We start from the raw sequence: 23261 nt of genomic DNA on the forward strand, positions 1-23261 counted from the left end.
CTCCCCTACTCGCTCTTCCCGACAGATCAGGCTGCGGAGCTTTCCTCGCCCGGGGTCGGCAGGGCCGGAGTTTCCTCCGGAGCGCCGGCTTCCAGGGCCGCTTCGCGGTCACGCTCGGCGGCGATCAGCTTCAGGCGGTTCACCACGGAGCCCGTGCCGGCCGGGATCAGACGGCCGACGATGACGTTCTCCTTCAGGCCTTCCAGGTTGTCGACCTTGCCGCCGACGGCCGCTTCCGTGAGGACGCGGGTGGTTTCCTGGAACGACGCGGCCGAGATGAAGGAGCGCGTCTGCAGGCTGGCCTTGGTGATGCCCTGGAGAACCGGGTGGCCGTGGGCCGGCTGCAGACCTTCCGCAACCGTCTTCTCGTTCTCCTCGTCGAACTCCTGACGGTCGACCTGCTCGCCCACCAGGAAGGTGGTCTCGCCGGCGTCGGTGATCTCGACCTTCTGCAGCATCTGGCGAACGATCACCTCGATGTGCTTGTCGTTGATCTTCACGCCCTGCAGTCGATAGACGTCCTGGATCTCGTTGATCAGGTAGTCGGCCAAGGCCTCCACACCCATCACCGCCAGGATGTCATGCGGCACCGGATTGCCGTCCATCAGCAGATCGCCGCGCTCGACGTAATCGCCTTCCTGCACGGAGATGTGCTTGCCCTTCGGGATCAGATACTCCTTCTCGTCACCGGTCTCGTCGTTGCGAACGACGATGCGGCGCTTGGTCTTGTAATCCTTCCCGAATTCGACGCGGCCGCTCATTTCCGAGATGATGGCGAAGTCCTTCGGACGACGCGCCTCGAACAGCTCGGCCACGCGCGGCAGACCGCCGGTGATGTCGCGGGTCTTCGACGACTCGCGCGGGATACGCGCCAGCACGTCGCCGGCCCGGACCTCGGCACCGTTCTCCACCGACAGAATGGCGTCCACCGACATGAAGTAGCGGGCTTCCAGGCCGTTCGGTAGGGTGATCAGGTCGCCCCGGTCGTCCACTAGCGCGATGCGCGGCTTCAGATCGGCACCGCGCGGCTGCTGGCGCCAGTCGACAACCACCTTGGAGCTGATGCCCGTCGCCTCATCCATCACCTCGCGCATGGAGATGCCCTCCACGAGGTCGATGTAGCGGGCGGTACCGGCACGCTCCGTGATGATCGGCAGGGTGTAGGGGTCCCACTCGGCCAGCTTGGCGCCGCGTTCGACCTTTACGCCCTCATCCGCCAGCAGCTTGGCGCCGTACGGCACGCGGTGACGCGCCCGCTCGCGGCCCTGCTCGTCGAGCAGAATCACTTCGGTGCTGCGGCCCATGACGACCGGGATGCCCGACGAGTTCATGACGACGTTGCGGTTGTTGATCCGCACCGTTGCATCGAACGCCGCCTCGATCTGGCTCTGCTCCGCACCGCGCTGCGCCGCACCACCGATGTGGAAGGTACGCATCGTCAACTGGGTGCCCGGCTCGCCGATCGACTGCGCCGCGATGACGCCGACCGCCTCGCCGGTGTTGACCAGCGTGCCGCGGGCCAGATCACGGCCATAGCACTTGGCGCAGACGCCGTCGCGGGTCTCGCAGGTCAGGACCGAGCGGATCTTGACCGAGTCGATACCCGACCGCTCGATGCGGTCGACCGTCGGCTCGTCGATCAGGCCGCCGTCCTCGACGATCAGCTCGCCGTTCAGCGGGTCGATCACCGCGCCGACCACGGTGCGGCCGAGGATGCGGTCGCCCAGCGGAGAGATGACCTCGCCACCATCGATCACCGCCTTGACGGTGATGCCGCGCTCGGTGCCGCAATCATGCTCGACGATGATGGCGTCCTGCGCCACGTCGACCAAGCGGCGGGTGAGGTAACCGGAGTTCGCCGTCTTCAAGGCGGTGTCGGCCAGACCCTTGCGGGCGCCGTGGGTGGAGTTGAAGTACTCCAGCACGGTGAGGCCTTCCTTGAAGTTCGAGATGATCGGCGTCTCGATGATCTCGCCCGACGGCTTGGCCATCAGGCCGCGCATGCCGGCCAGCTGACGGATCTGCGCGGCGGAACCACGCGCACCGGAGTGGGCCATCATGTACACCGAGTTGACCGGCTTGCCGGCTTCGGTGGTCGAGATCGCCTTCATCATCTCGGAGGCGACCTTTTCGGTGCACTCCGACCAGACGTCGACGACCTTGTTGTACTTCTCGCCCTGGGTGATCAGGCCGTCGAGATACTGCTGCTCGAACTCCTTCACCCGCTCCTTCGACTCGTTGACCAGCTTCTCCTTGGCGGCGGGGATGACCATGTCGTCCTTGCCGAAGGAGATGCCGGCGCGGCAGGCGTGGCCGAAGCCCAGCTTCATCAGGCGATCGGCGAAGATCACCGTCTCCTTCTGGCCGCAGTGGCGGTAGACGGCGTCGATGACGTTGCCGACGTCCTTCTTGGTTAGGACGCGGTTGATCAGCGAGAAGGGCACCTTCGGGTGACGCGGCAGCAGCTCCGACAGCAGCATGCGGCCCGGCGTCGTCTCGACGATGCTGATCAGCTCGTTGCCTTCGTCGTCAACGCCGACGTAGCGCGCCTTGATCTTCGCATGGATCGACAGGACCTTGGCGTTCAGCGCCTGCTCGATTTCCGAGACGTTGGCGAACACCATGCCCTCGCCCTTCTCGCTCGGGCGATCCATCGAGATGTAGTAGATGCCAAGGACGATGTCCTGCGACGGCACGATGATCGGCTTGCCGTTGGCGGGCGACAGGATGTTGTTGGTCGACATCATCAGGACGCGCGCTTCCAGCTGGGCTTCGAGGCTCAGCGGGACGTGCACGGCCATCTGGTCGCCGTCGAAGTCGGCGTTGAACGCGGTGCAGACCAGCGGGTGCAGCTGGATCGCCTTGCCTTCGATCAGCGTCGGCTCGAACGCCTGGATGCCGAGACGGTGCAGCGTCGGCGCACGGTTCAGCATCACCGGATGCTCGCGGATGACCTCTTCCAGGATGTCCCATACCTCGGGACGCTCCTTTTCCACCATCCGCTTGGCGGCCTTGATGGTGGAGGCGAGGCCGTACAGCTCCAGCTTGGCGTAGATGAAGGGCTTGAACAGCTCCAGCGCCATCTTCTTCGGCAGGCCGCACTGGTGCAGCTTCAGCTCGGGACCGACGACGATGACCGAACGGCCCGAGTAGTCGACGCGCTTGCCGAGCAAGTTCTGACGGAAGCGGCCCTGCTTGCCCTTCAGCATGTCCGACAGCGACTTCAGCGGACGCTTGTTGGCGCCGGTGATGACGCGGCCACGGCGGCCGTTGTCGAACAGAGCGTCGACGGCCTCCTGCAGCATGCGCTTCTCGTTGCGGACGATGATGTCCGGCGCCTTCAGCTCGATCAGCCGCTTCAGACGGTTGTTGCGGTTGATGACGCGACGGTACAGGTCGTTCAGATCGGACGTGGCGAAGCGGCCGCCGTCCAGCGGCACCAGCGGACGCAGCTCGGGCGGGATCACCGGAATGACTTCCAGGATCATCCATTCGGGCCGCGACTGCGAGGCCAGGAAGGCGTCGATCAGCTTCAGGCGCTTGACCAGCTTCTTGCGCTTGGCTTCGGAGTTGGTGTCGCGCAGATCCTCACGGCAGCGCTTCTTCTCCTCGTCGAGGTCGAGCGCGGACAGCATGATGCGCAGCGCTTCGGCACCGATCGAGGCCGTGAAGGCGTCCTCGCCATACTCGTCCTGGGCGTTCAGGAACTCTTCCTCGTTCAGCAGCGAATGCAGCTTCAGCGGGGTGAGGCCCGGCTCGATGACGACGTAGTTCTCGAAATAGAGGATGCGCTCCAGATCCTTGAGCGTCATGTCGAGCAGCAGACCGATGCGGCTCGGCAGCGACTTCAGGAACCAGATGTGCGCGACGGGGGACGCCAGCTCGATGTGGCCCATGCGCTCGCGCCGGACCTTCGACAGCGTGACCTCGACGCCGCACTTCTCGCAGATGATGCCGCGATACTTCATGCGCTTGTACTTGCCGCACAAGCACTCGTAATCCTTGATCGGGCCGAAGATGCGGGCGCAGAACAGGCCGTCGCGCTCCGGCTTGAAGGTACGATAGTTGATGGTTTCCGGCTTCTTGATCTCGCCGTAGGACCAGGACCGGATCCGCTCGGGGCTCGCGATCTGGATGCGGATCTGATCGAAGCTCTGCGGCCCCTGGACCTGGCCGAAAATGTTCATCAACTCATTCATGACCGTCTCCCGCTGGCATCGCCGCGTTGTCGGTTAAGGGCAGTGCATGACCCCGGAGCAGCGCATCGGCACCGCACCGGGGTTTGGTCACGTCAAATCGGCTCAGTAGGACCGCTGGTTCAGTTCGACGTTCAGGCCGAGCGAGCGCAGCTCCTTGACCAGCACGTTGAACGACTCCGGAATGCCGGCCTCGAAGTTGTCGTCGCCGCGGACGATGGCTTCGTAGACCTTGGTGCGGCCGGACACGTCGTCCGACTTCACCGTCAGCATTTCCTGCAGCGTGTAGGCGGCGCCGTAGGCTTCCAGCGCCCAGACCTCCATCTCACCGAAGCGCTGACCGCCAAACTGGGCCTTACCGCCCAGCGGCTGCTGCGTGACCAGCGAGTAGGGACCGATCGACCGGGCGTGGATCTTGTCGTCCACCAGGTGGTGCAGCTTCAGCATGTAGATGTAGCCGACGGTGACCTTGCGGTCGAAGGTCTCGCCGGTGCGGCCGTCCACCAGCGTCGACTGGCCCGAGCGGTCGAAACCGGCGCGTTCCAGATGGACGCAGATGTCCTCCTCGCGGGCACCGTCGAAGACCGGCGTCGCGAAGGGCACGCCCTTGCGCAGGTTGCCGCCCAACTCCAGCAGTTCGCCGTCGGTCATGTCGGCGATGTCCTCGTTGTAGGTCACCTCGCCGTACGCCGACTTCAGCGTGCTGCGCAGGGCCTCCAGCTGGGGAGCGCCTTCGGCCTTCTGGCGGATCGCCAGACGGTACTGGTCGACCGCACGGCCGATCTGCTTGCCGAGACCCGAGGCCGCCCAGCCGAGGTGGGTTTCCAGGATCTGACCGACGTTCATGCGCGACGGCACGCCCAGCGGGTTCAGCACCAGATCGACGGGAGTGCCGTCCTCCAGATAGGGCATGTCCTCCTGCGGGATGATGCGCGAGACGACACCCTTGTTGCCGTGACGACCGGCCATCTTGTCGCCCGGCTGCAGCTTGCGCTTCACCGCGACGAAGACCTTGACCATCTTCATGACGCCCGGCGGCAGCTCGTCACCGCGCTGCAGCTTGTCGACCTTGTTCTCGAAGCGGTCCTGCAGGGCCTTGATCGAGTCGTCGAACACCTTGCCCAGGTTCTCGACGGTCTCCATCACCTGCTCGTCGGCGATGGCGATCTGGCGCCACAGGCCCTTGGACAGGCCGGCCAGCACCTCGTCGGTGAGAACAGTGCCGCCCTTCATACCCTTCGGACCGGACTGGGCGGTCTGGCCGATCAGCACTTCCTTCAGGCGGGTGTAGAAGCTGCGCTCAAGGATGCCACGCTCATCGTCGCGGTCCTTGGCCAGCTTCTCGATCTCGGCGCGCTCGATCGCCAGGGCGCGCTCGTCCTTGTCGACGCCGCGGCGGCTGAACACGCGCACCTCGACGATCGTGCCGACCACGCCCGGCGGCAGGCGCAGCGAGGTATCGCGGACGTCGGAGGCCTTTTCGCCGAAGATGGCGCGCAGCAGCTTCTCTTCCGGCGTCATCGGGCTTTCGCCCTTCGGCGTCACCTTGCCGACCAGAATATCGCCCGGACGGACTTCGGCGCCGATGTAGACGATGCCGGCCTCGTCGAGGTTCTTCAGCGCTTCCTCGCCCACGTTCGGGATGTCGCGGGTGATTTCCTCCTGGCCCAGCTTGGTGTCGCGGGCCATGACCTCGAACTCCTCGATGTGAATCGAGGTGAAGACGTCGTCCTTGACGATGCGCTCGTTGATGAGGATCGAGTCCTCGAAGTTGTAGCCGTTCCACGGCATGAACGCGACGAGGACGTTCCGGCCGAGCGCCAGCTCGCCGAGATCGGTCGACGGGCCGTCAGCCACGATGTCGCCGGCGTTCACCCGGTCACCGACCTTCACCAGCGGGCGCTGGGTGATGCAGGTGTTCTGGTTGGAACGCTGGAACTTCAGCAGGTTGTAGATGTCGACGCCCGGCGCCGTGCTGTCCGAGCTGTCGGTGGCGCGCACGACGATGCGCGTGGCGTCGACCTGGTCGACGATGCCCGAGCGCTTAGCGACGATGGTCACGCCGCTGTCGCGGGCGACGGTCGCCTCCATGCCCGTGCCGACCAGCGGCGCGTCCGCCTTCACCAGCGGCACCGCCTGACGCTGCATGTTGGAGCCCATCAGCGCGCGGTTGGCGTCGTCGTTCTCCAGGAACGGGATCAGCGCCGCGGCGACGGACACCAGCTGCTTCGGCGACACGTCGATCAGGTCGATCGCTTCCGGCCGGAACATCAGGTATTCGCCGCCCTGGCGGCAGGACACCAGATCGGCGGCGAAGCTGTTGTCGGGGTTCAGCTCGGCGTTCGCCTGGGCGACGACGTAGCGGCCCTCCTCCATCGCCGACAGATAGACCACCTCGTTGGTGACCTTGCCGTCGATGACCTTGCGGTAGGGGCTCTCGATGAAGCCGTACTGGTTCACGCGGGCGTAGGTCGCCAGCGAGTTGATCAGACCGATGTTCGGGCCTTCCGGCGTCTCAATCGGGCAGATGCGGCCATAATGCGTCGGGTGCACGTCGCGCACCTCGAAGCCGGCGCGCTCGCGGGTCAGACCGCCCGGGCCGAGAGCCGAGAGACGACGCTTGTGCGTGATCTCGGACAGCGGGTTGGTCTGGTCCATGAACTGGGACAGCTGCGACGAACCGAAGAACTCGCGGACGGCGGCGGCGGCCGGCTTGGCGTTGATCAGGTCGTGCGGCATCACCGTGTCGATCTCGACGGAGCTCATGCGCTCGCGGATCGCACGTTCCATGCGCAGCAGGCCGACGCGGTACTGGTTCTCCATCAGCTCGCCGACGGAGCGGACACGGCGGTTGCCGAGATGGTCGATGTCGTCGATCTCGCCGCGGCCGTCCTTCAGGTTCACCAGAACCTTCAGGATCTCCAGGATGTCCTCCTTGCGGAGAACGCGCATCTGGTCGTCGGTCTGGAAGTTCAGACGCGCATTCATCTTGACACGGCCGACGGCCGACAGGTCATAGCGCTCACTGTCGAAGAACAGGCCCGAGAACAGCGCCTCGGCCGACTCGAGAGTCGGCGGCTCGCCCGGACGCATGACGCGGTAGATGTCGATCAGCGCGTCTTCCCGGCTGGCGTTGCGGTCCGCATTCATCGTGTTGCGGATGTAGGCGCCGACGTTCAGATGGTCGATCGCCAGCACCGGCAGTTCGTCGACGCCGGTCTTCTCCAGCTTCTCAAGGTCGCTCGCCGACAGTTCGTCACCGGCTTCGAACAGGACTTCGCCCGTGCGCTCGTTGATGATGTCGACAGCGAGATAGCGGCCGGTCAGCTCCTCGGTGGAGACCTGCTGCTCGGTCAGGCCGGCCTCGACCAGCTTCTTGATGACGCGCGGGGTCATCTTGGTGCCGGCCTCGGCGACGATGGCGCCGGTGGCGGCATCGACGAGGTCGGACGCCAGCTTGACGCCCTTCATGCGCTCGGCGCTGAACGGGGTCTTCCAACCGCCGGCGGAGCGGCTGTAGGTGATGGTGTCGTAGAAGTAGTTGAGGATCTCTTCCTTGGCCATGCCCTGCGCCTCGTAGGGCAGCAGGTCCTTGCGGTTCGCCTTGCGCTCGGCGCGCAGAGCCTCGGTCTCCGCGCTGTCCAGGGCGAACAGCAGCGTGGTGGCCGGCAGCTTGCGGCGGCGGTCGATGCGCACATAGACGAGATCCTTGGCGTCGAACTCGAAGTCGAGCCAGGAACCGCGATAGGGGATGACGCGCGCGGCGAACAGATACTTGCCCGACGCGTGGGTCTTGCCCTTGTCATGGTCGAAGAAGACGCCCGGGCTGCGGTGCATCTGGGAGACGATGACGCGCTCGGTGCCGTTGATGATGAAGGTGCCGTTGGCCGTCATCAGGGGCATGTCGCCCATGTAGACGTCCTGCTCCTTGATGTCGCGGATGGACCGGAGGCCGGTATCTTCCTCGACGTCGAACACGGACAGGCGCAGGGTGACCTTCAGCGGGGCAGCGAAGGTCATGCCGCGCTGCTGGCACTCCTCGACGTCGTACTTCGGCTGCTCAAGCTCGTACTTGACGAAATCCAGCACCGCGCGGTCGGAGAAGTCCTTGATCGGGAAGACCGACTTGAAGACTTCCTGCAGGCCCAGGTTCGCCCGCTTTTCCGGGGCGACGTCCATTTGCAGGAAGTGATCGTAGGAGCTGCGCTGCACCTCGATGAGGTTGGGCATCTGGGTGACTTCCGGGATGCGCCCGAAGCTCTTCCGAACACGTTTACGACCCGTAAAGGATTTGGCCATGGATGTCCCCAAACGTCTGTACGTGATGCGCGTTATACCGACCGTTCAACCGACCGTGGGATCAAGCCGACTGGTGTCGACCGGTCCCAAGGGCGCCCGCGCGGGCCATCCCCATGATGGGGACGGAAAGAGCCGGGCCGGGCAAGCCCGGTCCGGCGGAAGGCAGAAAACGCCGTGCAGCGGCCGGTCCCCTGGGGGACCGGCCGCCGTCCGGCGTGGAACTGTATGATCCGTAACGCAACAAGGTCTTACTTAATATCGACCTTGGCGCCGGCTTCTTCAAGCTGCTTCTTGATCTTGGCGGCCTCGTCCTTCGTGGCGCCTTCCTTGACCGGCTTCGGAGCGCCCTCGACCAGGTCCTTGGCTTCCTTCAGGCCCAGGCCGGTGATCGCACGGACTTCCTTAATCACGTTGATCTTCTTGTCGCCGGCATCGGCGAGGATCACCGTGAACTCGGTCTGCTCTTCGGCCGGAGCGGCAGCGGCAGCGGCCGGGCCGGCGGCGGCGACGGCCACCGGAGCGGCGGCGGAGACGCCCCACTTCTCTTCGAGGAGCTTCGACAGCTCGGCGGCTTCCAGGACGGTCAGGGCCGACAGATCGTCGACGAGCTTCTGCAGATCAGCCATGTTACTACTCCAAACGACTTGAGTTCTGGGGATGGAAAAAACGAGTGACTAGGCCTGGTTAGGCCGCCGCCTCGTCGTCCTTCTTCGCGTAGGCAGCAAGCACGCGGGCGACCTGGCCGCCCGGAGCCTGGAGAACACCGGCGATACGGGTCGCCGGGGTCTGGATCATGCCCACGAGGCGGCCACGCAGTTCGTCCAGCGACGGGAGCGAGGCGAGGGCCTTGACCCCCTCCGCGTCCAGAATCTGGGTGCCGAGGCTGGCGCCGACGATCTTGAGCTTCTCGTTGGTCTTCGCGTAGTCGGCCACCACCTTGGCGGCCGCAACGGGATCCTTCGAGAAGGCGATCGCCGTCGGTCCCTTGAAGAGACCGTCCAGACCTTCGAACTGCGTCCCCTGAAGGGAACGACGGGCGAGCCGGTTCTTCGTCACTTTGAAGCTGGCGCCAGCAGCCCGAACCTTCGCACGCAGGTCGGTGACTTCCTTCACCGTCAGGCCCAGATGGTGGGTGACCACCACCAGGCCCGTGTCCTGGAGCTTCGATTGCAGAGCCGCGATCGTCGCTTCTTTTTGTGTACGATCCACGGATCGCCTCCTTGCACAGAGGTGTACATGAACCCCCTGCCCTCGCGGGCCGGAGGTCCGGCGAACCTGTCCCAGAAGTTCAAGCCGTTCCTGATCCGGTGGCCCGCCTTGACGGGTTCCGGAATGGTCAACGGGTTCAACTCCTGTCTGCGCCGGTGAATTTTAAGCCCTCACCTTCCGGAGAAGGGGCGGACACCTGCGGTCTCGGACAGGGGTGGGTGGGCGTTCCGCCGGGGCAGGCCCCCTTGGATCATCCACCCGGTCGCCGCCGACACCCTGGGGCATCGGCGGCGAAAGACGGTCGATTACGCCGCAGCGCCGGCCGGAGCCGACACGCTGGCGAGGTCGAGCTTCAGGCCCGGGCCCATGGTCGACGAGAGCGAGACCTTCAGCAGGTACTGGCCCTTGGCGCCGGTCGGCTTGGCACGGGTGATGGCATCGACGAAGGCGCGGATGTTCTGGACCAGCGCCTCTTCCGAGAAGCTGACCTTGCCGACGCCGGCGTGGATGATGCCGGTCTTCTCCGCACGGAACTCCACCGCGCCGGCCTTGGCAGCCTTGACGGCGCCGGCCACGTCGGGGGTCACGGTGCCCAGCTTCGGGTTCGGCATCAGGCCGCGCGGGCCGAGAACCTTACCGAGCTTGCCGACCACGCCCATCATGTCGGGCGAGGCGATGCAGCGATCGAAGTTGATGTTGCCGGCCAGGATCTGTTCGGCCAGATCGTCGCCGCCGACCACGTCGGCGCCAGCGGCCAGAGCCTCATCGACCTTGGCGCCACGGGCGAACACCGCCACGCGGACGGTCTTGCCGGTGCCGTTCGGCAGGTTCACGACGCCGCGGACCATCTGGTCGGCGTGGCGCGGATCGATGCCGAGGTTCATCGCGATCTCGATGGTCTCGTCGAACTTGGCCTTTGCGGCGCCCTTCACCAGGGTGACGGCCTGTTCCAGCGAGTAGAAGGAGTCGCGGTCGACGTTCTTGTAGGCGTCGGTCAGACGCTTGCCCAGCTTCGCCATAGGATCAGCCCTCCACCACTTCGAGGCCCATCGAGCGGGCGGAACCGGCGATCATCGTCGCGGCGGCGTCGACGTCGTGCGCGTTCAGGTCGACCATCTTCTTCTGGGCGATCTCGCGGATCTGCGAGGTCGTGACCTGGCCGACGAAGCCGCCCTTGCCGGGGGTGGTCGAACCCTTGTCCTTGCCTGAAGCCTTCTTGAGGAAGTAGCTCACCGGCGGGGTCTTGGTCACGAAGGTGAAGGTGCGGTCGCCGTAGGCGGTGATGACCACGGGAATCGGCATGCCGACTTCCAGGTCCGCCGTCTTGGCGTTGAACGCCTTGCAGAACTCCATGATGTTCAGGCCGCGCTGACCCAGCGCCGGGCCGATGGGCGGCGACGGGTTGGCCTTGCCGGCCGGGACCTGCAGCTTGATGTAACCGACGATTTTCTTCGCCATCTCACAACCTCCTGGGACGACGCGTCACGCTCTCGACCGGCTGGTCCGGCGTTGCGTCGCGGGGTTTTGCGGTTCGGCCATGGCGAGCCTCCCGCAACAGAATGGAGCCACCGGTGCAAGCACCGGCAGCTCCGACACGAAACACTTTGGAACCTTGCGCTCAGATCTTTTCGACCTGCGTGTATTCCAACTCGACCGGCGTGGAGCGGCCGAAGATCGAAACCGCCACCTTGAGGCGGGACTTCTCTTCGTCGACTTCCTCGACGACGCCATTGAACGAGGTGAAGGGGCCGTCGCTCACTCGAACCTGCTCGCCCACCTCGAAGGTGATCGAGGGCTTGGGGCGCTCAAAGCCTTCCTGCACCTGATGGATGATCCGCTCGGCCTCGCGCTGGGAAATCGGCTGCGGCTTGCCGCCGCCACCCAGGAAGTCCGTAACCTTCGGCGTGTTCTTCACCAGCGACCAGGATTCGTCGGTCAGGTCCATCTTGACGAGGACGTAGCCGGGGAAGAACTTGCGTTCCGTATTGATCTTGGAACCCCGGCGCACCTCGACCACTTCTTCGGTCGGAACCAGGATTTCCTCGAACTTGTCTTCCAGACCCTTCTGAGCCGCCTTTTCGCGGATGGCCTGGGCGACCTTCTTTTCGAAACCGGAATAGACGTGAACGACGTACCAGCGCGCAGCCATGTCTTAGCCTCCCAGCCCAAGGATCAAGCGAACGGCAACCGCCAGCACCTGATCGACGACGAGGAAGAACAGGGCGGCCAGCACGACCATGACAAAGACCATGGCGGTCGTGATGCCGGTTTCCTTGCGGGTCGGCCAGGTAACCCTGGCTACCTCGCGGCGGACCTCGCGCGCGAATTCTGCGGGATTGACTTTAGCCATCGTGCGAACCGTGCGAGCTCCGAAGCGACTGTGAAGGGCGCCGCTTTTACCCTAACCGTTGTTGAGACGGCCGTTATTGGGACGGGATGGCAGGAGTGGAGGGGCTCGAACCCCCAACCCCCGGTTTTGGAGACCGGTGCTCTACCAATTGAGCTACACTCCTATCTCCGTCCGGCCACACCCTTCGGCGTGGGACGCCGCTTAAAGCATTCTTTCAGCGGCGGTGTCAAGGCCTTTCGACCCGACTTTCGGAAGAACTTTTTAGAACGGCTTTCCGGAAGCCCAACCGTACTCTTCGCGCACATAAAACTCCCCCGCCGAACCGAAGCTCGGCGGGGGAGGCAGGCTTATAGCATCACTCGACGATCTTGGCAACGACGCCGGCGCCGACGGTGCGGCCACCCTCGCGGATGGCGAAGCGCAGGCCTTCGTCCATGGCGATCGGGGCAATCAGAGCCACTTCCATCGCGACGTTGTCGCCCGGCATCACCATCTCCACGCCTTCCGGCAGCGAGACCATGCCCGTCACGTCCGTCGTACGGAAGTAGAACTGCGGACGGTAGTTGGTGAAGAACGGGGTATGGCGGCCGCCCTCTTCCTTCGTCAGGATGTAGGCTTCGGCCTTGAACTTGGTGTGCGGGGTGATCGAACCCGGCTTGGCCAGAACCTGGCCGCGCTCGACGTCCTCGCGCTTGGTGCCGCGCAGCAGCGCGCCGATGTTGTCGCCGGCCTCACCCGAGTCGAGCAGCTTGCGGAACATCTCGACGCCGGTCACCGTCGTCTTCACCGTCGCCTTCAGGCCGACGATCTCGACTTCGTCACCAACCTTCACGATGCCGCGCTCGACACGGCCGGTCACCACGGTGCCGCGGCCCGAGATCGAGAACACGTCTTCGATCGGCATCAGGAACGGACGATCCTTCGGACGCTCCGGCTGCGGGATGTACTCGTCGACCGTCTTCATCAGCGCCAGGACGGCGTCACGGCCGATCTCCGGCTGACGGTCCTCCAGCGCGCACAGGGCCGAGCCCTTGGTGATCGGAATGTCGTCGCCCGGGAACTGGTAGGACGACAGAAGCTCGCGAACTTCCAGCTCGACCAGCTCCAGCAGCTCCGGATCGTCGACCATGTCGACCTTGTTCATGAACACGACCAGCGCCGGAACGCCGACCTGACGCGCCAGCAGGATGTGCTCGCGGGTCTGCGGCATCGGGCCGTCGGCGGCCGACACGACCAGGATCGCGCCGTCCATCTGGGCGGCGCCCGTGATCATGTTCTTCACGTAGTCGGCGTGGCCCGGGCAGTCGACGTGCGCGTAGTGGCGGTTGGTCGTCTCGTACTCGACGTGGGCGGTCGAGATCGTGATGCCGCGCGCCTTTTCTTCCGGCGCCTTGTCGATCTGGTCGTAAGCGGTGAAGGTCGCGCCGCCGGACTCCGCCAGCACCTTCGTGATCGCCGCCGTCAGCGACGTCTTGCCGTGGTCGACGTGGCCGATCGTGCCAACGTTGCAGTGCGGCTTGTTCCGCTCAAACTTTGCCTTCGCCATCGCTTTGGTCTTTCGTTCCCGACGTTCCGGACGCACACAATGGCCCGGCCGAGATCGGTTTTCCGTGGCGCACGCGGGATTGGAGCGGGTGAGGGGAATCGAACCCCCGTCGTAAGCTTGGAAGGCTTCTGCTCTACCATTGAGCTACACCCGCAAGCATCCCGCCGGCGCGACTGTCCGGGGCAAACGCGATCACGGACAAGCCGTGGAAAGTAGTGGTGGAAGGGGCTGGATTCGAACCAGCGTACGCGTACGCGGGCAGATTTACAGTCTGCTGCCTTTAACCACTCGGCCACCCTTCCAATCCGCAGCCTGGCAGTGCCCGCCGCGGAGTTCGGCAATATGCGAATTTTTCAGACCTTGTCAACACGGGTTAAGCGGTTCACACCAGAAAAAATTCGGCCGCTGTTTCCGGCGGCCCCCTCCCCTCCTTCGTGGGTACCATGACGCGCTCAAAACATCCGGGTTCCGGCCGCCAGTCCGACAAGCATTCCGTCCACGCCGCGGGCACCCCGCGCGCAACCGCTCCGCGGCAGGAGCAGGCGGACGAGGGTGCGCGCACCCGCCGCGGCGGGACGAAGGGCAATCGCCCGCCGCCGGCGCGTGGAGTCATTCTGTATGGCATGCATCCGGTCGCCGCAGCTTGGACCAACCCCGAGCGGCGCATCCACCGGCTGCTGGCCACCGAATCCGGCCGGGCCGCGCTGGAGCCCGCCTTCGCCGCCGCGCGCGCTCAGGGGCTTCAGCGGCCCGAGGCGTCGATCGTCGACCGGACGGAGTTGGACCGCATGCTGCCGGCCGGCGCCGTTCACCAGGGCATGGTGATCGACACCTCTCCCCTGCCGGAAGTGGGGATCGAGGATCTGTGCAACGAGTTGGCGGATGAGCCTTCGGCGGTGATCGTCGCCCTGGATCAGGTGACCGACCCCCACAATGTCGGGGCCATACTGCGCTCCGCCGCCGCTTTTGGTGCCCGCGCGGTGGTGGTGACCGAACGTCACGCGCCGGAGACCACGGGCGTGCTGGCGAAGAGCGCGTCGGGCGCACTCGAGGCGGTGCCGCTGGTGCGCGTCACTAACCTGGCCCGCGCACTGACCGATCTGCAGCAGAACGGCTTCTGGGCGGTGGGGCTTGCCGAGTCGGGTGCATCGACTCTGGCGAAGCTGGATATGACCGGCAAAACGGTGCTGGTGATGGGTGCGGAGGGCAGCGGTCTGCGCCGCCTGACCATGGATCGCTGCGACACCATTGCCCGGCTGCCCACGGGCGGCCCGGTCGGCAGCCTGAACGTATCCAACGCCGCCGCCGTCGCTCTCTACGAGGTCGCCCGCCTGCGCGAGTGACCGGGTTCACGATCGCCGTCATGGGCAAGTGCTTGTTTACGCGGAAAAGGGACGCTAAGGTGTGCGTCCCGCAAGCGTCGGGTGCGCCGGATTAGCTCAGCTGGTAGAGCAGCTGATTTGTAATCAGAAGGTCACGGGTTCGATTCCTGTATCCGGCACCAGTTTCAGCTTGAATATCAAGCGCTTACGACAAGGCCCCGAGCGATCCGCCGGGGCCTTTGCTTTTGTGTCCGCACAGTGTCCGGGTTTCGGACATGGCGTGTCTGCGGCATGGTGCTGCGCTCAACCACGGCCGGCAGTATCCTTCGGCTTCTTGTGATTCGAATGGGAGTACGGAATGGACGATCCTTCAGGCGGATGGGCCAAAGCGGTAAAGGTGTCTGCCGAGCTTGGCGGGAAGGTAGTGGACGCTGCTCGCGACCTGGGGAGCTTCATCGCCGGGCCGGCGGCGGAAGTTGTGGGAATGGTAGAGGACCGGCTTAAGGTCGCGCGCTTCGAGCGCCGGGTCCGGCTGATGGATCGCGTTGATGCGCTCATGGAGGAGCGGGGCATGTCCGGGCCAACCCGACAGCTTCCTCTGGCGGTGGGGCTTCCCCTTCTCTCTTATGCCGCCGTCGAGGAAGACGACGAACTCCAGGACCGTTGGGCGACGCTGCTGGCAAACGCTGCGGACGCTGACAGCGGAACGGAGATGCGGCGGGCTTTCGTGTCCATGCTTGCCGATATGACGCCGCTCGACGTGAAGTGCCTTGTGTCTATCGCGTCGGCTCCAAATGCCGGGAACGGCACGGTCCTCACGGGTAGGCTGCCTGAGTGCATTGAGATCGACGAGCAGAGAGAAGCAGACGCACCAATGCCAACTGAGGAAGTGGCTGTGTCGCTCGGGAACCTTTACCGTCTGGGCTGCATCACGCTGGGGGTTACCTGGGGCGGTTGGATCCACCCAGCTACAGCTGCCGTGACACCTCTTGGCCTCGCCTTTGTGAAGGCGTGCACAGCCCCACCGAGGTCGGATCATACTTTGGAGGTGTGAACAGCACAGATCGCGCCGTCGCCTCCTCCGCCTCGCGACGCCGTCCGGGAACGCCACACGGCAGAGCTGATGCCGATTGATGCCCTCCTTGTGCGCGGCCATGCTGAAGCCGAGCCCAAGGAGAGCCCAATGCCTGTGAAGCCCCGAAAGCCAGCGGCAGGTCGAAAGCTGCGCTCTGATGCGAAGGTGGACCCGATGACGATCCCGCCGGACCTGCAAGAGTTCATCCTGCGCCGTAGTGAAATAGCTCGCGTCCACGCTGTCGACGCTTTGATTTCCGCAGCCGGCGCGTACCGGGATGAGCTCGATCGGCAGGACAACTTGCATCGTGCCCGGCTTCGCCAGCGCGAGGAGACCATGATGCAGGCTGCAGAGGATTTGCTCGCGACGAAGCGACCGCTGGCGAACCTGACACACACTGACGTGGACTTCTACCGGCGGAGCATGGAAGCGGCGGCTGATCGGGAGGCGTAATCGTCAGTCCCGGGGCGGCACCAGCCAAGCTGTGGATTTCGCTGATAAGGCAACGATGACGCTGGTCGATCTGTTGGCGGGCCTACCCTCGACAGGCGACGCAAGGGGTTGAGGGCGACGGCAACGGACCATCAGACAAATTGCCGTCCCGAAAGGATCTCCTTCTGAGACGGCGCGGCGATCAGCGAAACACCGCGAGAATGTTGGGGAGGGCCGGCCGACTTTGGCCGGCCCTTTTGGGACGGTTGCCCAGCACGCGGGGCGTGGCATGATAGGGCACATTCCTCAAATGGCACCCCGCATGCTCACATTCCTCCGACGCTGGCTGGACGCACGGTCCGACCCCGGCCCCCTTCCCTGCGGGACGCCCTTCCTCATGGAGGCGCAGCGGGCGCTGCTGGCCCGGACGCCGCTCCCCCGGCCACGTTCGGAACGGACAGATTCGGTCGGCGGGTCCCATCCCGCCGACCGGGACTCCTGCCCCCACGGGGCCATTGAGTTGGATGGGACGCATACCCGGTAGCGGGTCCCATCTCTGTAGCTAACTCTCAAGACATGCTGACATCTTTTGACAGCATCAGGTCGCTCACTCGACCCTCTGGCCTAATGGGTCCGCGTTGTTGATGCGGCGCTTAACCTTCACCCCCCACAAGCATTTGAAATCCCTCAAGGTTCCGCTGCACCAGGGGATGACATAAGGGTGGTGGCCTACCAGCCCGCCATCATTTTGGAATGACATAGCGCGTCAACGAGGCCATCATACACGTACAGCGCGACAAATACAGCACCCAACACACGCGCGAATCTTGCACATAGTGAATGCTGTCAATAACTTAATGATTAGAGGCTCCCCCACGCCCGTGGGGATGGACCCAGAAGCGCATGATTAAGGACGCTATCCGGGCGGGCTCCCCCACGCCCGTGGGGATGGACCCCAGCCGTCATTCTCGACGCTGCGGTCTTCGCTGGGCTCCCCCACGCCCGTGGGGATGGACCCGCCCGCTCCTGAGCGTCAAGGCTTTGCCCTTCGGCTCCCCCACGCCCGTGGGGATGGACCCCTGGAACTGCTGACCGACTACGGCACCGGCTGGGCTCCCCCACGCCCGTGGGGATGGACCCGTCATAACGTTACGCTTGACGGTGCCGCGGTCGGCTCCCCCACGCCCGTGGGGATGGACCTGCCCGCCTGAAAATCTACGACGGCACCCCCCCGGCTCCCCCACGCCCGTGGGGATGGACCCCAGTGCAGGACATGCGCCTGCTCGGCCTCGCAGGCTCCCCCACGCCCGTGGGGATGGACCCGAGATCATCGCGCTGAAGCAGCGTGAGACCGTGGCTCCCCCACGCCCGTGGGGATGGACCCGATTACGAGCAGGCGCTGGCCCAGGTCGTCGCGGCTCCCCCACGCCCGTGGGGACGGACCCCTGCAGCGCGTCGACGTGGCACCGATAGACGAGTCTCCCCTACGCCTGTGGGGATGGAGCGGTGTCGTAGAGCGAGATTACCAGCCCTTCGGGGCTCCCCCACGCCTGTGGGTAACCACCCGCTACAGCCAAGAGTCTCAAAACACCTCATGTTCATTCGAAGGAGATCGCATGGCCAACATGTTTCCTGTGCCTCGCCCTTGGGGGAAGCTGCGGCGGGCGGAAGACGGAGGCGTCTTGTCGTCGCTGGGGCTGGCCGATCATTGCGCCGATGTCGGCGCTGTTTTTCTCGCCTTGCTGGAGGTTCCCAACATCCGCCTGGGGCTGGCGCGGCTCGGCGATTTGGAGACACTGGACGATGCCCAGGTGGCGCGACTGTGCGTACTGGCCGCCCTTCACGACCTGGGCAAGGTCAACCACGGTTTCCAGAACAAGGCGCTGCCGAAGGGAACCATACAGGTAGAGGGGCATATCGGCTGCGTGGTCGGCGCGCTGCATGACAGGATCATCCAGGGGGCTTTAGCCAATCTGTATGACGCCATGGACGGTTGGTGCGAAAACGACGGCAACGACGATCCGCTCCTCGCCATCCTGTCGCATCACGGCGGACCGCCGGAGACCTCGCCGTCGGTGGCGAGGGGAAATCCGAAGCTCTGGCAGCCGGCCGGCGGCTATGCGCCGTTGGCGGCGCTGACGGAACTGGTGCAAACGGCACTCGGCTGGTTTCCGCAGCACCGCGAGACCTGCCAGCCGCTTCCCGCCAAACATTCGTTCTGGCACGGCTTCGCCGGTCTGGTGGCTCTGGCGGACCGGCTCGGCTCCGACGAGCGTGTTTTCACCTATCCCGAGGGACCAGGGTCGGGCGAATCGCGGATCGCTTTCGCGCTACGGACTGCCCGGCGGATCGTCGGCGAGCGCTTTTTGCGGCCTGATCGGTCCAGGACGGCGGCGGAGGCGCTGGACTGGTCGTTCAGGACGCTGTTCCCGTCCTTCTCCGCTCCGCAATTCGCCCAGGCGGCGGTCCTGTCGGCTGCGCTGCCGACCCGGGCAGGTTCGCTGGCGATCCTGGAGGCGGAAACCGGATCGGGGAAGACGGAGGCGGCCCTGCTGCATTTCCTGCGGCTGTTCCGGGCGGGGATGGTCGACGGGATGTATTTCGCCCTGCCGACCCGCGTCTCCGCGGTGCAGATCAGGGAGCGCATCCGAAAGGCTCTGGGCCGTCTGCTCGGGACACAGGCGCCGCCGGTGATACTGGCCGTGCCCGGCTATCTGCGGGTGGACGACGTCGACGGAACCGCCCTGCCCGGCTTCAAGGTGACGTGGCCGGATGACGAGGCTGGGACGATGCGCGACCGCGGCTGGGCGGCGGAGCATCCCAGCCGCTATCTGGCCGGCGCGGTGGTGGTCGGCACCATCGATCAGGTGTTGCTGTCGGGGCTGGACGTGAAGGACTGCCGCCTGCGCGCCGCCTCGCTGATGCGCAGCCTGCTGGTGGTGGACGAGGTCCATGCCTCCGACACCTACATGGTCCGGCTGCTGGAGAATGTGCTGCGCTTCCGCGCCGCCGCCGGCGCCCACACGCTGCTGATGTCGGCCACCTTGGGGGAGGGTGCAAGGGCGCGGCTGGTGGCAATCATGGGGCCGCGGTCCCGGACCTCGCCGGTGGCGGCACCCGACATTGCGCTCCGCAAACCCTACCCGATGCTGAGCGGCCTGCCGGTCGACAACGCCGATTCAATGCCGAAGCCGCGCCGCAGGAGCGTTTCGGTGGAATTGGTAGCGGATACCGCCGGTCTCGCAGAGATAGCGGAACTGGCACTGTCGGCCGCGGGCCGCGACGCCCGGGTGTTGATCATCGTCAACACGGTCAATCGGGCAATGGCCGTTCAGCAGGCGTTGGAGGAAAAGGCCGGCGACAGCCCGCTTCTCTTCACCGTCAACCGCCGACGCTGCCCCCATCATGCCCGCTATGCCGCCGAAGATCGCCGCCTGCTCGACCGGGCGGTCGAAGAGCGGTTCGGGAGCGGCGCCACCACGCCAGTGGTGCTGGTCGCCACCCAGACGGTAGAGCAGAGCCTGGACATCGACGCCGACCTGCTGATCACCGACCTATGCCCGGCCGACGTGCTGCTGCAACGGCTGGGACGGCTGCACCGCCACCCGCAACGAACCCGGCCAACCGGCTTCGAGGAGCCGCGGGCCATCGTCCTGGCCCCGACCGTGGCGGAGTTGGCTGAGGCACTGGAGCGGCCGGGACGATTCGGCATGGGGTTCGGCAAGGTCTACGACAGCTTGACCGCACTCGCCGCCACTCGCATCACGCTGGAAGCCCGTCCTCACCTGACCGTCCCCGACGACAACCGGATGCTGGTGGAGGCGGCGACCCATCCAGAGTTGCTTGGCGAACTGGCCGACCGCCTCGGCGGAGGCTGGCCGAAGGCGCATCGGGGTTCGACCGGCGATGCCCAGGCCCGGTGGACGCTGGCGACCAATCACGCCATCGATTGGGCCAAGCCGTTGCAGGCGACGCCGAAGGCTCTGGAGGAAAAGGCGGCAACCCGACTCGGCCTGCGCGATGCGCTCATCCGCTTGCCGGAGGCGACGAAGGGGCCATTCGGCGAAGCCGTATCGACGATCAAACTGCCCGGCTGGATGCTGCCCAATGATTGGATCGGGTCGGAGATCGAGGAACTGGCCAGCTCGGCGCCGGGGGAAGTGACCTTCCGATTCGCCGGTGTGGGGTTCGTCTATGACCGGCTGGGGTTACGGATGGTTGCAATCGGCTGAGTATAAGGCGAGATTGAATTTGCTAGAGTGCAGGCATCCGCTCTTCCCGAACCTTTCGGGATGGACCGCGTGTAGGTAGCGCAAGCCTCGCGATCCTAGATGCTCCCTCGCGCCCGCGAGGATGACCGCCCGCAAGATGCAGAGACAGATCGCAACCGCTCCCTTTCAGAAGACACGGCACGATGACAACCGTGTGGGTAGAGCAAGTTCGCGCAATTTTCCCTTGAATTGGAGATATTGCCAGCTTAGCCTCGGCATTAAGATTGCCTGACGCTAATGAAACCAAACCGATGCCCGCAACAGCCTGCGAGCATCCATAAGCTGCATACAAGCAAACCGATCACGTCACAGCCGCCCGCAAGAGGTCCGGCCATGCCCAGCTATTGCCTGTTGACCGAGCCGCTGTTGCCGGCGGCCGGAATGGATGGTCCTGTCTTCCACACGCTGCCCGGCCTGCTCGCCGAATTGTGCGCCGACCGGGTGGAGGACATTGGCGATCTCGCCGCCCATCAGCAGCAACCTTTCTATCAGTTCCTGGTCCAGCTCGCCGTGCTGGCCCTGGTCCATGCCGATCCTGACCCGGACCCCGACGCCGATCCGCCGGACGACGAGGACACATGGCGCGCCCTGCTGTCGGCATTGGCCCCGGATGAGGCCTGGTCGCTGGTCGTCGCCGACGCGGCAGCTCCGGCCTTCCTGCAACCGCCGGTGCCGGAGGGATCGCTCGACCGCTTCACCCCGCTGTCGGACACCGCCGACGGGATCGACACGCTGGTCACCGGCCGAGCGGTCGATCTCAAGCCGGCGCGGGCGGTGCGGGCGAAGCCGCATCATTGGGTCTACGCCCTGATTTCGCTGCAGACCGGCATGGGGTTTCTCGGCCGCGGCAACTACGGCATCGCCCGGATGAACGGCGGCTTTTCCAGCCGACCGATGATGGAGCTGGCGCCGCTCTCGATGCGCTGGGGCGCCCGTCTTCGCCGGTCGCTGCGGGTTCTGCTGCGCGACCGCGCCCGCATCTTCGACGAGGGAGATTTCGAAGGCACCTATGCCCCCGGCGGTGCCGCGCTGCTGTGGCTGGAGCCATGGGACGGCAAGACCAGCCGCCCCTTGAGCGGCCTGGAGCCCCACTTCATCGAGATCTGCCGGCGGGTGCGGTTGGTCGAGCGGGACGGCCGCGTCGTGGCGCTCGGCCGACCGACCGACGCTGCCCGCCTGGATGCCAAGAACCGGATGGGCAACCTCGGCGATCCATGGACGCCCATCGACCGTGAGGCCGGCAAGGCGGTCACCTTCCAAAGCGGAGCGTTCGACTACCGCCGGCTGACCAGACTGCTGACGAACGGCAGCGGCATCGCGCTTCCGACCGCCATGGCGCCGCTGCCGGGCGACGATCCGCGCATGGTCCTGCATGCCACCGTACTGGTCCGCGGCCAGGGCAAGACCGAAGGGCTGGAGCGCCGGGTCATCCCGCTTTCCACCCGGACCGCCGCGCTGTTCCAGAGCCACCGCAAATCGCCGGTGGAACGCCTCGACATGCTGTCCGCCCGAATGATCGGTGACGCGGGGCGAGCGCAGGCTGCGCTGGGGCTTGGCTTGGCGCTGGCGCTGGAATACCGCCGCAACGGCCCTGAAACGAAGCTGTCCACCGACGACAAGAAGATCATCCCGGCGCGCGAGGCGCTGGACCGGCAGATCGACGGGTTCTTCTTCCATCATCTGTGGAGGCAGCTGGAAGTGGAAGAGACCTCGGCCGAGGCCGAGTCCTTGCGCGTCGCATGGCATCGCGCCGTGCGCGGGGCGGCAACTGCCCTCTTCCACCGCGAACTGGATCGCCTGCCGGAGGATGCGGCGCGCGTCGGCCCGGCACGGGCGGCGGCGATGAACCTCTTCCACGCCATGCTGAACGAACATCTGCCGCTGCCTGCCCAGCCTGGCGATGAGTCCGAAAAGGAGACGGACGATGACGACCACCCAACCGATGCCGCCGCCTGACACTGAGCCGAACGGCAAAGCGCCACCGATGCCAACGATGGCCGAGGCGCTGGCCGCACTGGCCCGCCGCTTCGCCGACCCGGACGACCACGGCAAGTGCTTCGACACCGGCCTCGTTGCCCGGTTGCGCCGCCTACCGGTTGGTGGGCCTGCCGGCGTGGATGTTTGGCAAGCACTCTACGACGGACTGGGTGCAGACCGGACGGACGCACTCCTGTCCGGACGGCCTCCCGACCGGGTGGGGGCGGCGTGGGCGCTGGTCCTGCACGGCATGGCACTGATGGCGCCGGAGCCGCACCGGCAGGGCCGTCGCGCCGGCGAAGCGCTGGCGGAGGCGGGCTTCTCCGAGATCCGACTGACCCAACTGCTGCGCGCCGATGCCGACGGCTTCCCCGACCATTTCGCCACCGCCTGCCGCTTTCTGCGGGCCAAGGGGGAGGACGTGGACTGGACCGAGTTCGGCCAGCTCGCCCTCAAGCGCCTCGGCCTGTCGCCGGGCTACGAGGCGGCGGCCGACCGCATCGCCCGCGATTACGTCCGCACTCTTCACCGCGCCGCCAAACAGCCCGAAGCCGGCGCCTGACCATTCTTGCCCGGGATTTCCG

General features: G+C 65.5%; 15 protein-coding genes and 4 tRNA genes. 7 read left to right on the forward strand and 12 right to left on the reverse strand.

Annotated features, from left to right (window positions below; translation table 11 throughout):
• Positions 1–26 precede the first annotated feature (26 nt).
• The 12 genes from rpoC to FZ983_RS21345 all read right to left on the reverse strand — a co-directional run bounded on the left by rpoC (position 27) and on the right by FZ983_RS21345 (position 13902).
• Positions 27–4199, reverse strand: a complete 4173-nt coding sequence (rpoC, locus tag FZ983_RS21290) for a DNA-directed RNA polymerase subunit beta' (RefSeq protein WP_149225500.1) — start codon at positions 4197–4199, stop codon at positions 27–29.
• Positions 4200–4301: 102 nt separating this feature from the next.
• Positions 4302–8495, reverse strand: coding sequence for a DNA-directed RNA polymerase subunit beta (gene rpoB, locus FZ983_RS21295; RefSeq protein WP_149225501.1), 4194 nt, complete (start codon positions 8493–8495; stop codon positions 4302–4304).
• A gap of 248 nt (positions 8496–8743) precedes the next feature.
• Entirely contained in the window at positions 8744–9121 is a 378-nt protein-coding gene (gene rplL, locus FZ983_RS21300; RefSeq protein WP_014246882.1) for a 50S ribosomal protein L7/L12, read from the reverse strand.
• Between the two features lie 58 nt (positions 9122–9179).
• Positions 9180–9704 (reverse strand): 50S ribosomal protein L10, encoded by a 525-nt coding sequence (rplJ, locus tag FZ983_RS21305; protein WP_014246881.1) that lies wholly within the window; start codon positions 9702–9704, stop codon positions 9180–9182.
• Positions 9705–10009: 305 nt separating this feature from the next.
• On the reverse strand, positions 10010–10723 hold the full coding sequence (gene rplA / locus FZ983_RS21310; RefSeq protein WP_149225502.1) for a 50S ribosomal protein L1: 714 nt from the start codon (positions 10721–10723) through the stop codon (positions 10010–10012).
• A gap of 4 nt (positions 10724–10727) precedes the next feature.
• Complete coding sequence (gene rplK, locus FZ983_RS21315; protein WP_014246878.1) at positions 10728–11162, reverse strand: 50S ribosomal protein L11; 435 nt, start codon at positions 11160–11162, stop codon at positions 10728–10730.
• A 160-nt stretch (positions 11163–11322) separates the two neighbouring features.
• On the reverse strand, positions 11323–11853 hold the full coding sequence (nusG, locus tag FZ983_RS21320) for a transcription termination/antitermination protein NusG (protein ID WP_014246877.1): 531 nt from the start codon (positions 11851–11853) through the stop codon (positions 11323–11325).
• Positions 11854–11856: 3 nt separating this feature from the next.
• Positions 11857–12054: a preprotein translocase subunit SecE gene (gene secE / locus FZ983_RS21325; RefSeq protein ID WP_014246876.1), complete on the reverse strand. Its 198-nt coding sequence runs from the start codon at positions 12052–12054 to the stop codon at positions 11857–11859.
• 87 nt (positions 12055–12141) lie between these two features.
• Positions 12142–12217: transfer RNA gene (locus tag FZ983_RS21330), tRNA-Trp, on the reverse strand.
• Between the two features lie 192 nt (positions 12218–12409).
• A complete protein-coding gene (tuf, locus tag FZ983_RS21335; RefSeq protein ID WP_014246875.1) occupies positions 12410–13600 on the reverse strand; it encodes an elongation factor Tu in 1191 nt (396 codons plus the stop codon).
• Positions 13601–13680: 80 nt separating this feature from the next.
• A tRNA-Gly gene (locus FZ983_RS21340) sits at positions 13681–13754 on the reverse strand.
• A gap of 62 nt (positions 13755–13816) precedes the next feature.
• A tRNA-Tyr gene (locus tag FZ983_RS21345) sits at positions 13817–13902 on the reverse strand.
• A gap of 141 nt (positions 13903–14043) precedes the next feature.
• Here FZ983_RS21345 and rlmB point away from each other — a divergent pair.
• The 7 genes from rlmB to casB all read left to right on the forward strand — a co-directional run bounded on the left by rlmB (position 14044) and on the right by casB (position 23239).
• Positions 14044–14943, forward strand: a complete 900-nt coding sequence (rlmB, locus tag FZ983_RS21350; RefSeq protein WP_149225503.1) for a 23S rRNA (guanosine(2251)-2'-O)-methyltransferase RlmB — start codon at positions 14044–14046, stop codon at positions 14941–14943.
• An 85-nt stretch (positions 14944–15028) separates the two neighbouring features.
• Positions 15029–15104, forward strand: a tRNA-Thr gene (locus tag FZ983_RS21355).
• Between the two features lie 176 nt (positions 15105–15280).
• Positions 15281–15976, forward strand: a complete 696-nt coding sequence (locus FZ983_RS21360) for an Abi-alpha family protein (RefSeq protein ID WP_149225504.1) — start codon at positions 15281–15283, stop codon at positions 15974–15976.
• 195 nt (positions 15977–16171) lie between these two features.
• The gene (locus FZ983_RS21365) at positions 16172–16450 is read left to right on the forward strand and encodes a hypothetical protein (protein ID WP_149225505.1); all 279 of its coding nucleotides are present in this window, start codon (positions 16172–16174) and stop codon (positions 16448–16450) included.
• A gap of 1595 nt (positions 16451–18045) precedes the next feature.
• The gene (gene cas3, locus FZ983_RS21370) at positions 18046–20661 is read left to right on the forward strand and encodes a CRISPR-associated helicase Cas3' (protein ID WP_188092441.1); all 2616 of its coding nucleotides are present in this window, start codon (positions 18046–18048) and stop codon (positions 20659–20661) included.
• A gap of 372 nt (positions 20662–21033) precedes the next feature.
• Positions 21034–22656 (forward strand): type I-E CRISPR-associated protein Cse1/CasA, encoded by a 1623-nt coding sequence (gene casA / locus FZ983_RS21375; RefSeq protein WP_188092442.1) that lies wholly within the window; start codon positions 21034–21036, stop codon positions 22654–22656.
• Complete coding sequence (gene casB / locus FZ983_RS21380; protein ID WP_211102968.1) at positions 22625–23239, forward strand: type I-E CRISPR-associated protein Cse2/CasB; 615 nt, start codon at positions 22625–22627, stop codon at positions 23237–23239. Before casA ends, casB begins: the two co-directional genes overlap by 32 nt.
• The last annotated feature ends 22 nt before the right edge of the window (positions 23240–23261 follow it).

Origin of the sequence: Azospirillum sp. B21 (assembly GCF_008364825.1) — a bacterium.
Classification (GTDB): domain Bacteria; phylum Pseudomonadota; class Alphaproteobacteria; order Azospirillales; family Azospirillaceae; genus Azospirillum.

Bases quoted from the DNA above. Each gene is read 5' to 3' on its own strand.
- rpoC (WP_149225500.1), bottom strand. From the start codon at position 4,199: ATGAATGAGTTGATGAACATTTTCGGCCAGGTCCAGGGGCCGCAGAGC.
- rpoB (WP_149225501.1), bottom strand. From the start codon at position 8,495: ATGGCCAAATCCTTTACGGGTCGTAAACGTGTTCGGAAGAGCTTCGGG.
- rplL (WP_014246882.1), bottom strand. From the start codon at position 9,121: ATGGCTGATCTGCAGAAGCTCGTCGACGATCTGTCGGCCCTGACCGTC.
- rplA (WP_149225502.1), bottom strand. From the start codon at position 10,723: ATGGCGAAGCTGGGCAAGCGTCTGACCGACGCCTACAAGAACGTCGAC.
- rplK (WP_014246878.1), bottom strand. From the start codon at position 11,162: ATGGCGAAGAAAATCGTCGGTTACATCAAGCTGCAGGTCCCGGCCGGC.
- nusG (WP_014246877.1), bottom strand. From the start codon at position 11,853: ATGGCTGCGCGCTGGTACGTCGTTCACGTCTATTCCGGTTTCGAAAAG.
- secE (WP_014246876.1), bottom strand. From the start codon at position 12,054: ATGGCTAAAGTCAATCCCGCAGAATTCGCGCGCGAGGTCCGCCGCGAG.
- tuf (WP_014246875.1), bottom strand. From the start codon at position 13,600: ATGGCGAAGGCAAAGTTTGAGCGGAACAAGCCGCACTGCAACGTTGGC.
- rlmB (WP_149225503.1), top strand. From the start codon at position 14,044: ATGACGCGCTCAAAACATCCGGGTTCCGGCCGCCAGTCCGACAAGCAT.
- FZ983_RS21360 (WP_149225504.1), top strand. From the start codon at position 15,281: ATGGACGATCCTTCAGGCGGATGGGCCAAAGCGGTAAAGGTGTCTGCC.
- FZ983_RS21365 (WP_149225505.1), top strand. From the start codon at position 16,172: ATGACGATCCCGCCGGACCTGCAAGAGTTCATCCTGCGCCGTAGTGAA.
- cas3 (WP_188092441.1), top strand. From the start codon at position 18,046: ATGGCCAACATGTTTCCTGTGCCTCGCCCTTGGGGGAAGCTGCGGCGG.
- casA (WP_188092442.1), top strand. From the start codon at position 21,034: ATGCCCAGCTATTGCCTGTTGACCGAGCCGCTGTTGCCGGCGGCCGGA.
- casB (WP_211102968.1), top strand. From the start codon at position 22,625: ATGACGACCACCCAACCGATGCCGCCGCCTGACACTGAGCCGAACGGC.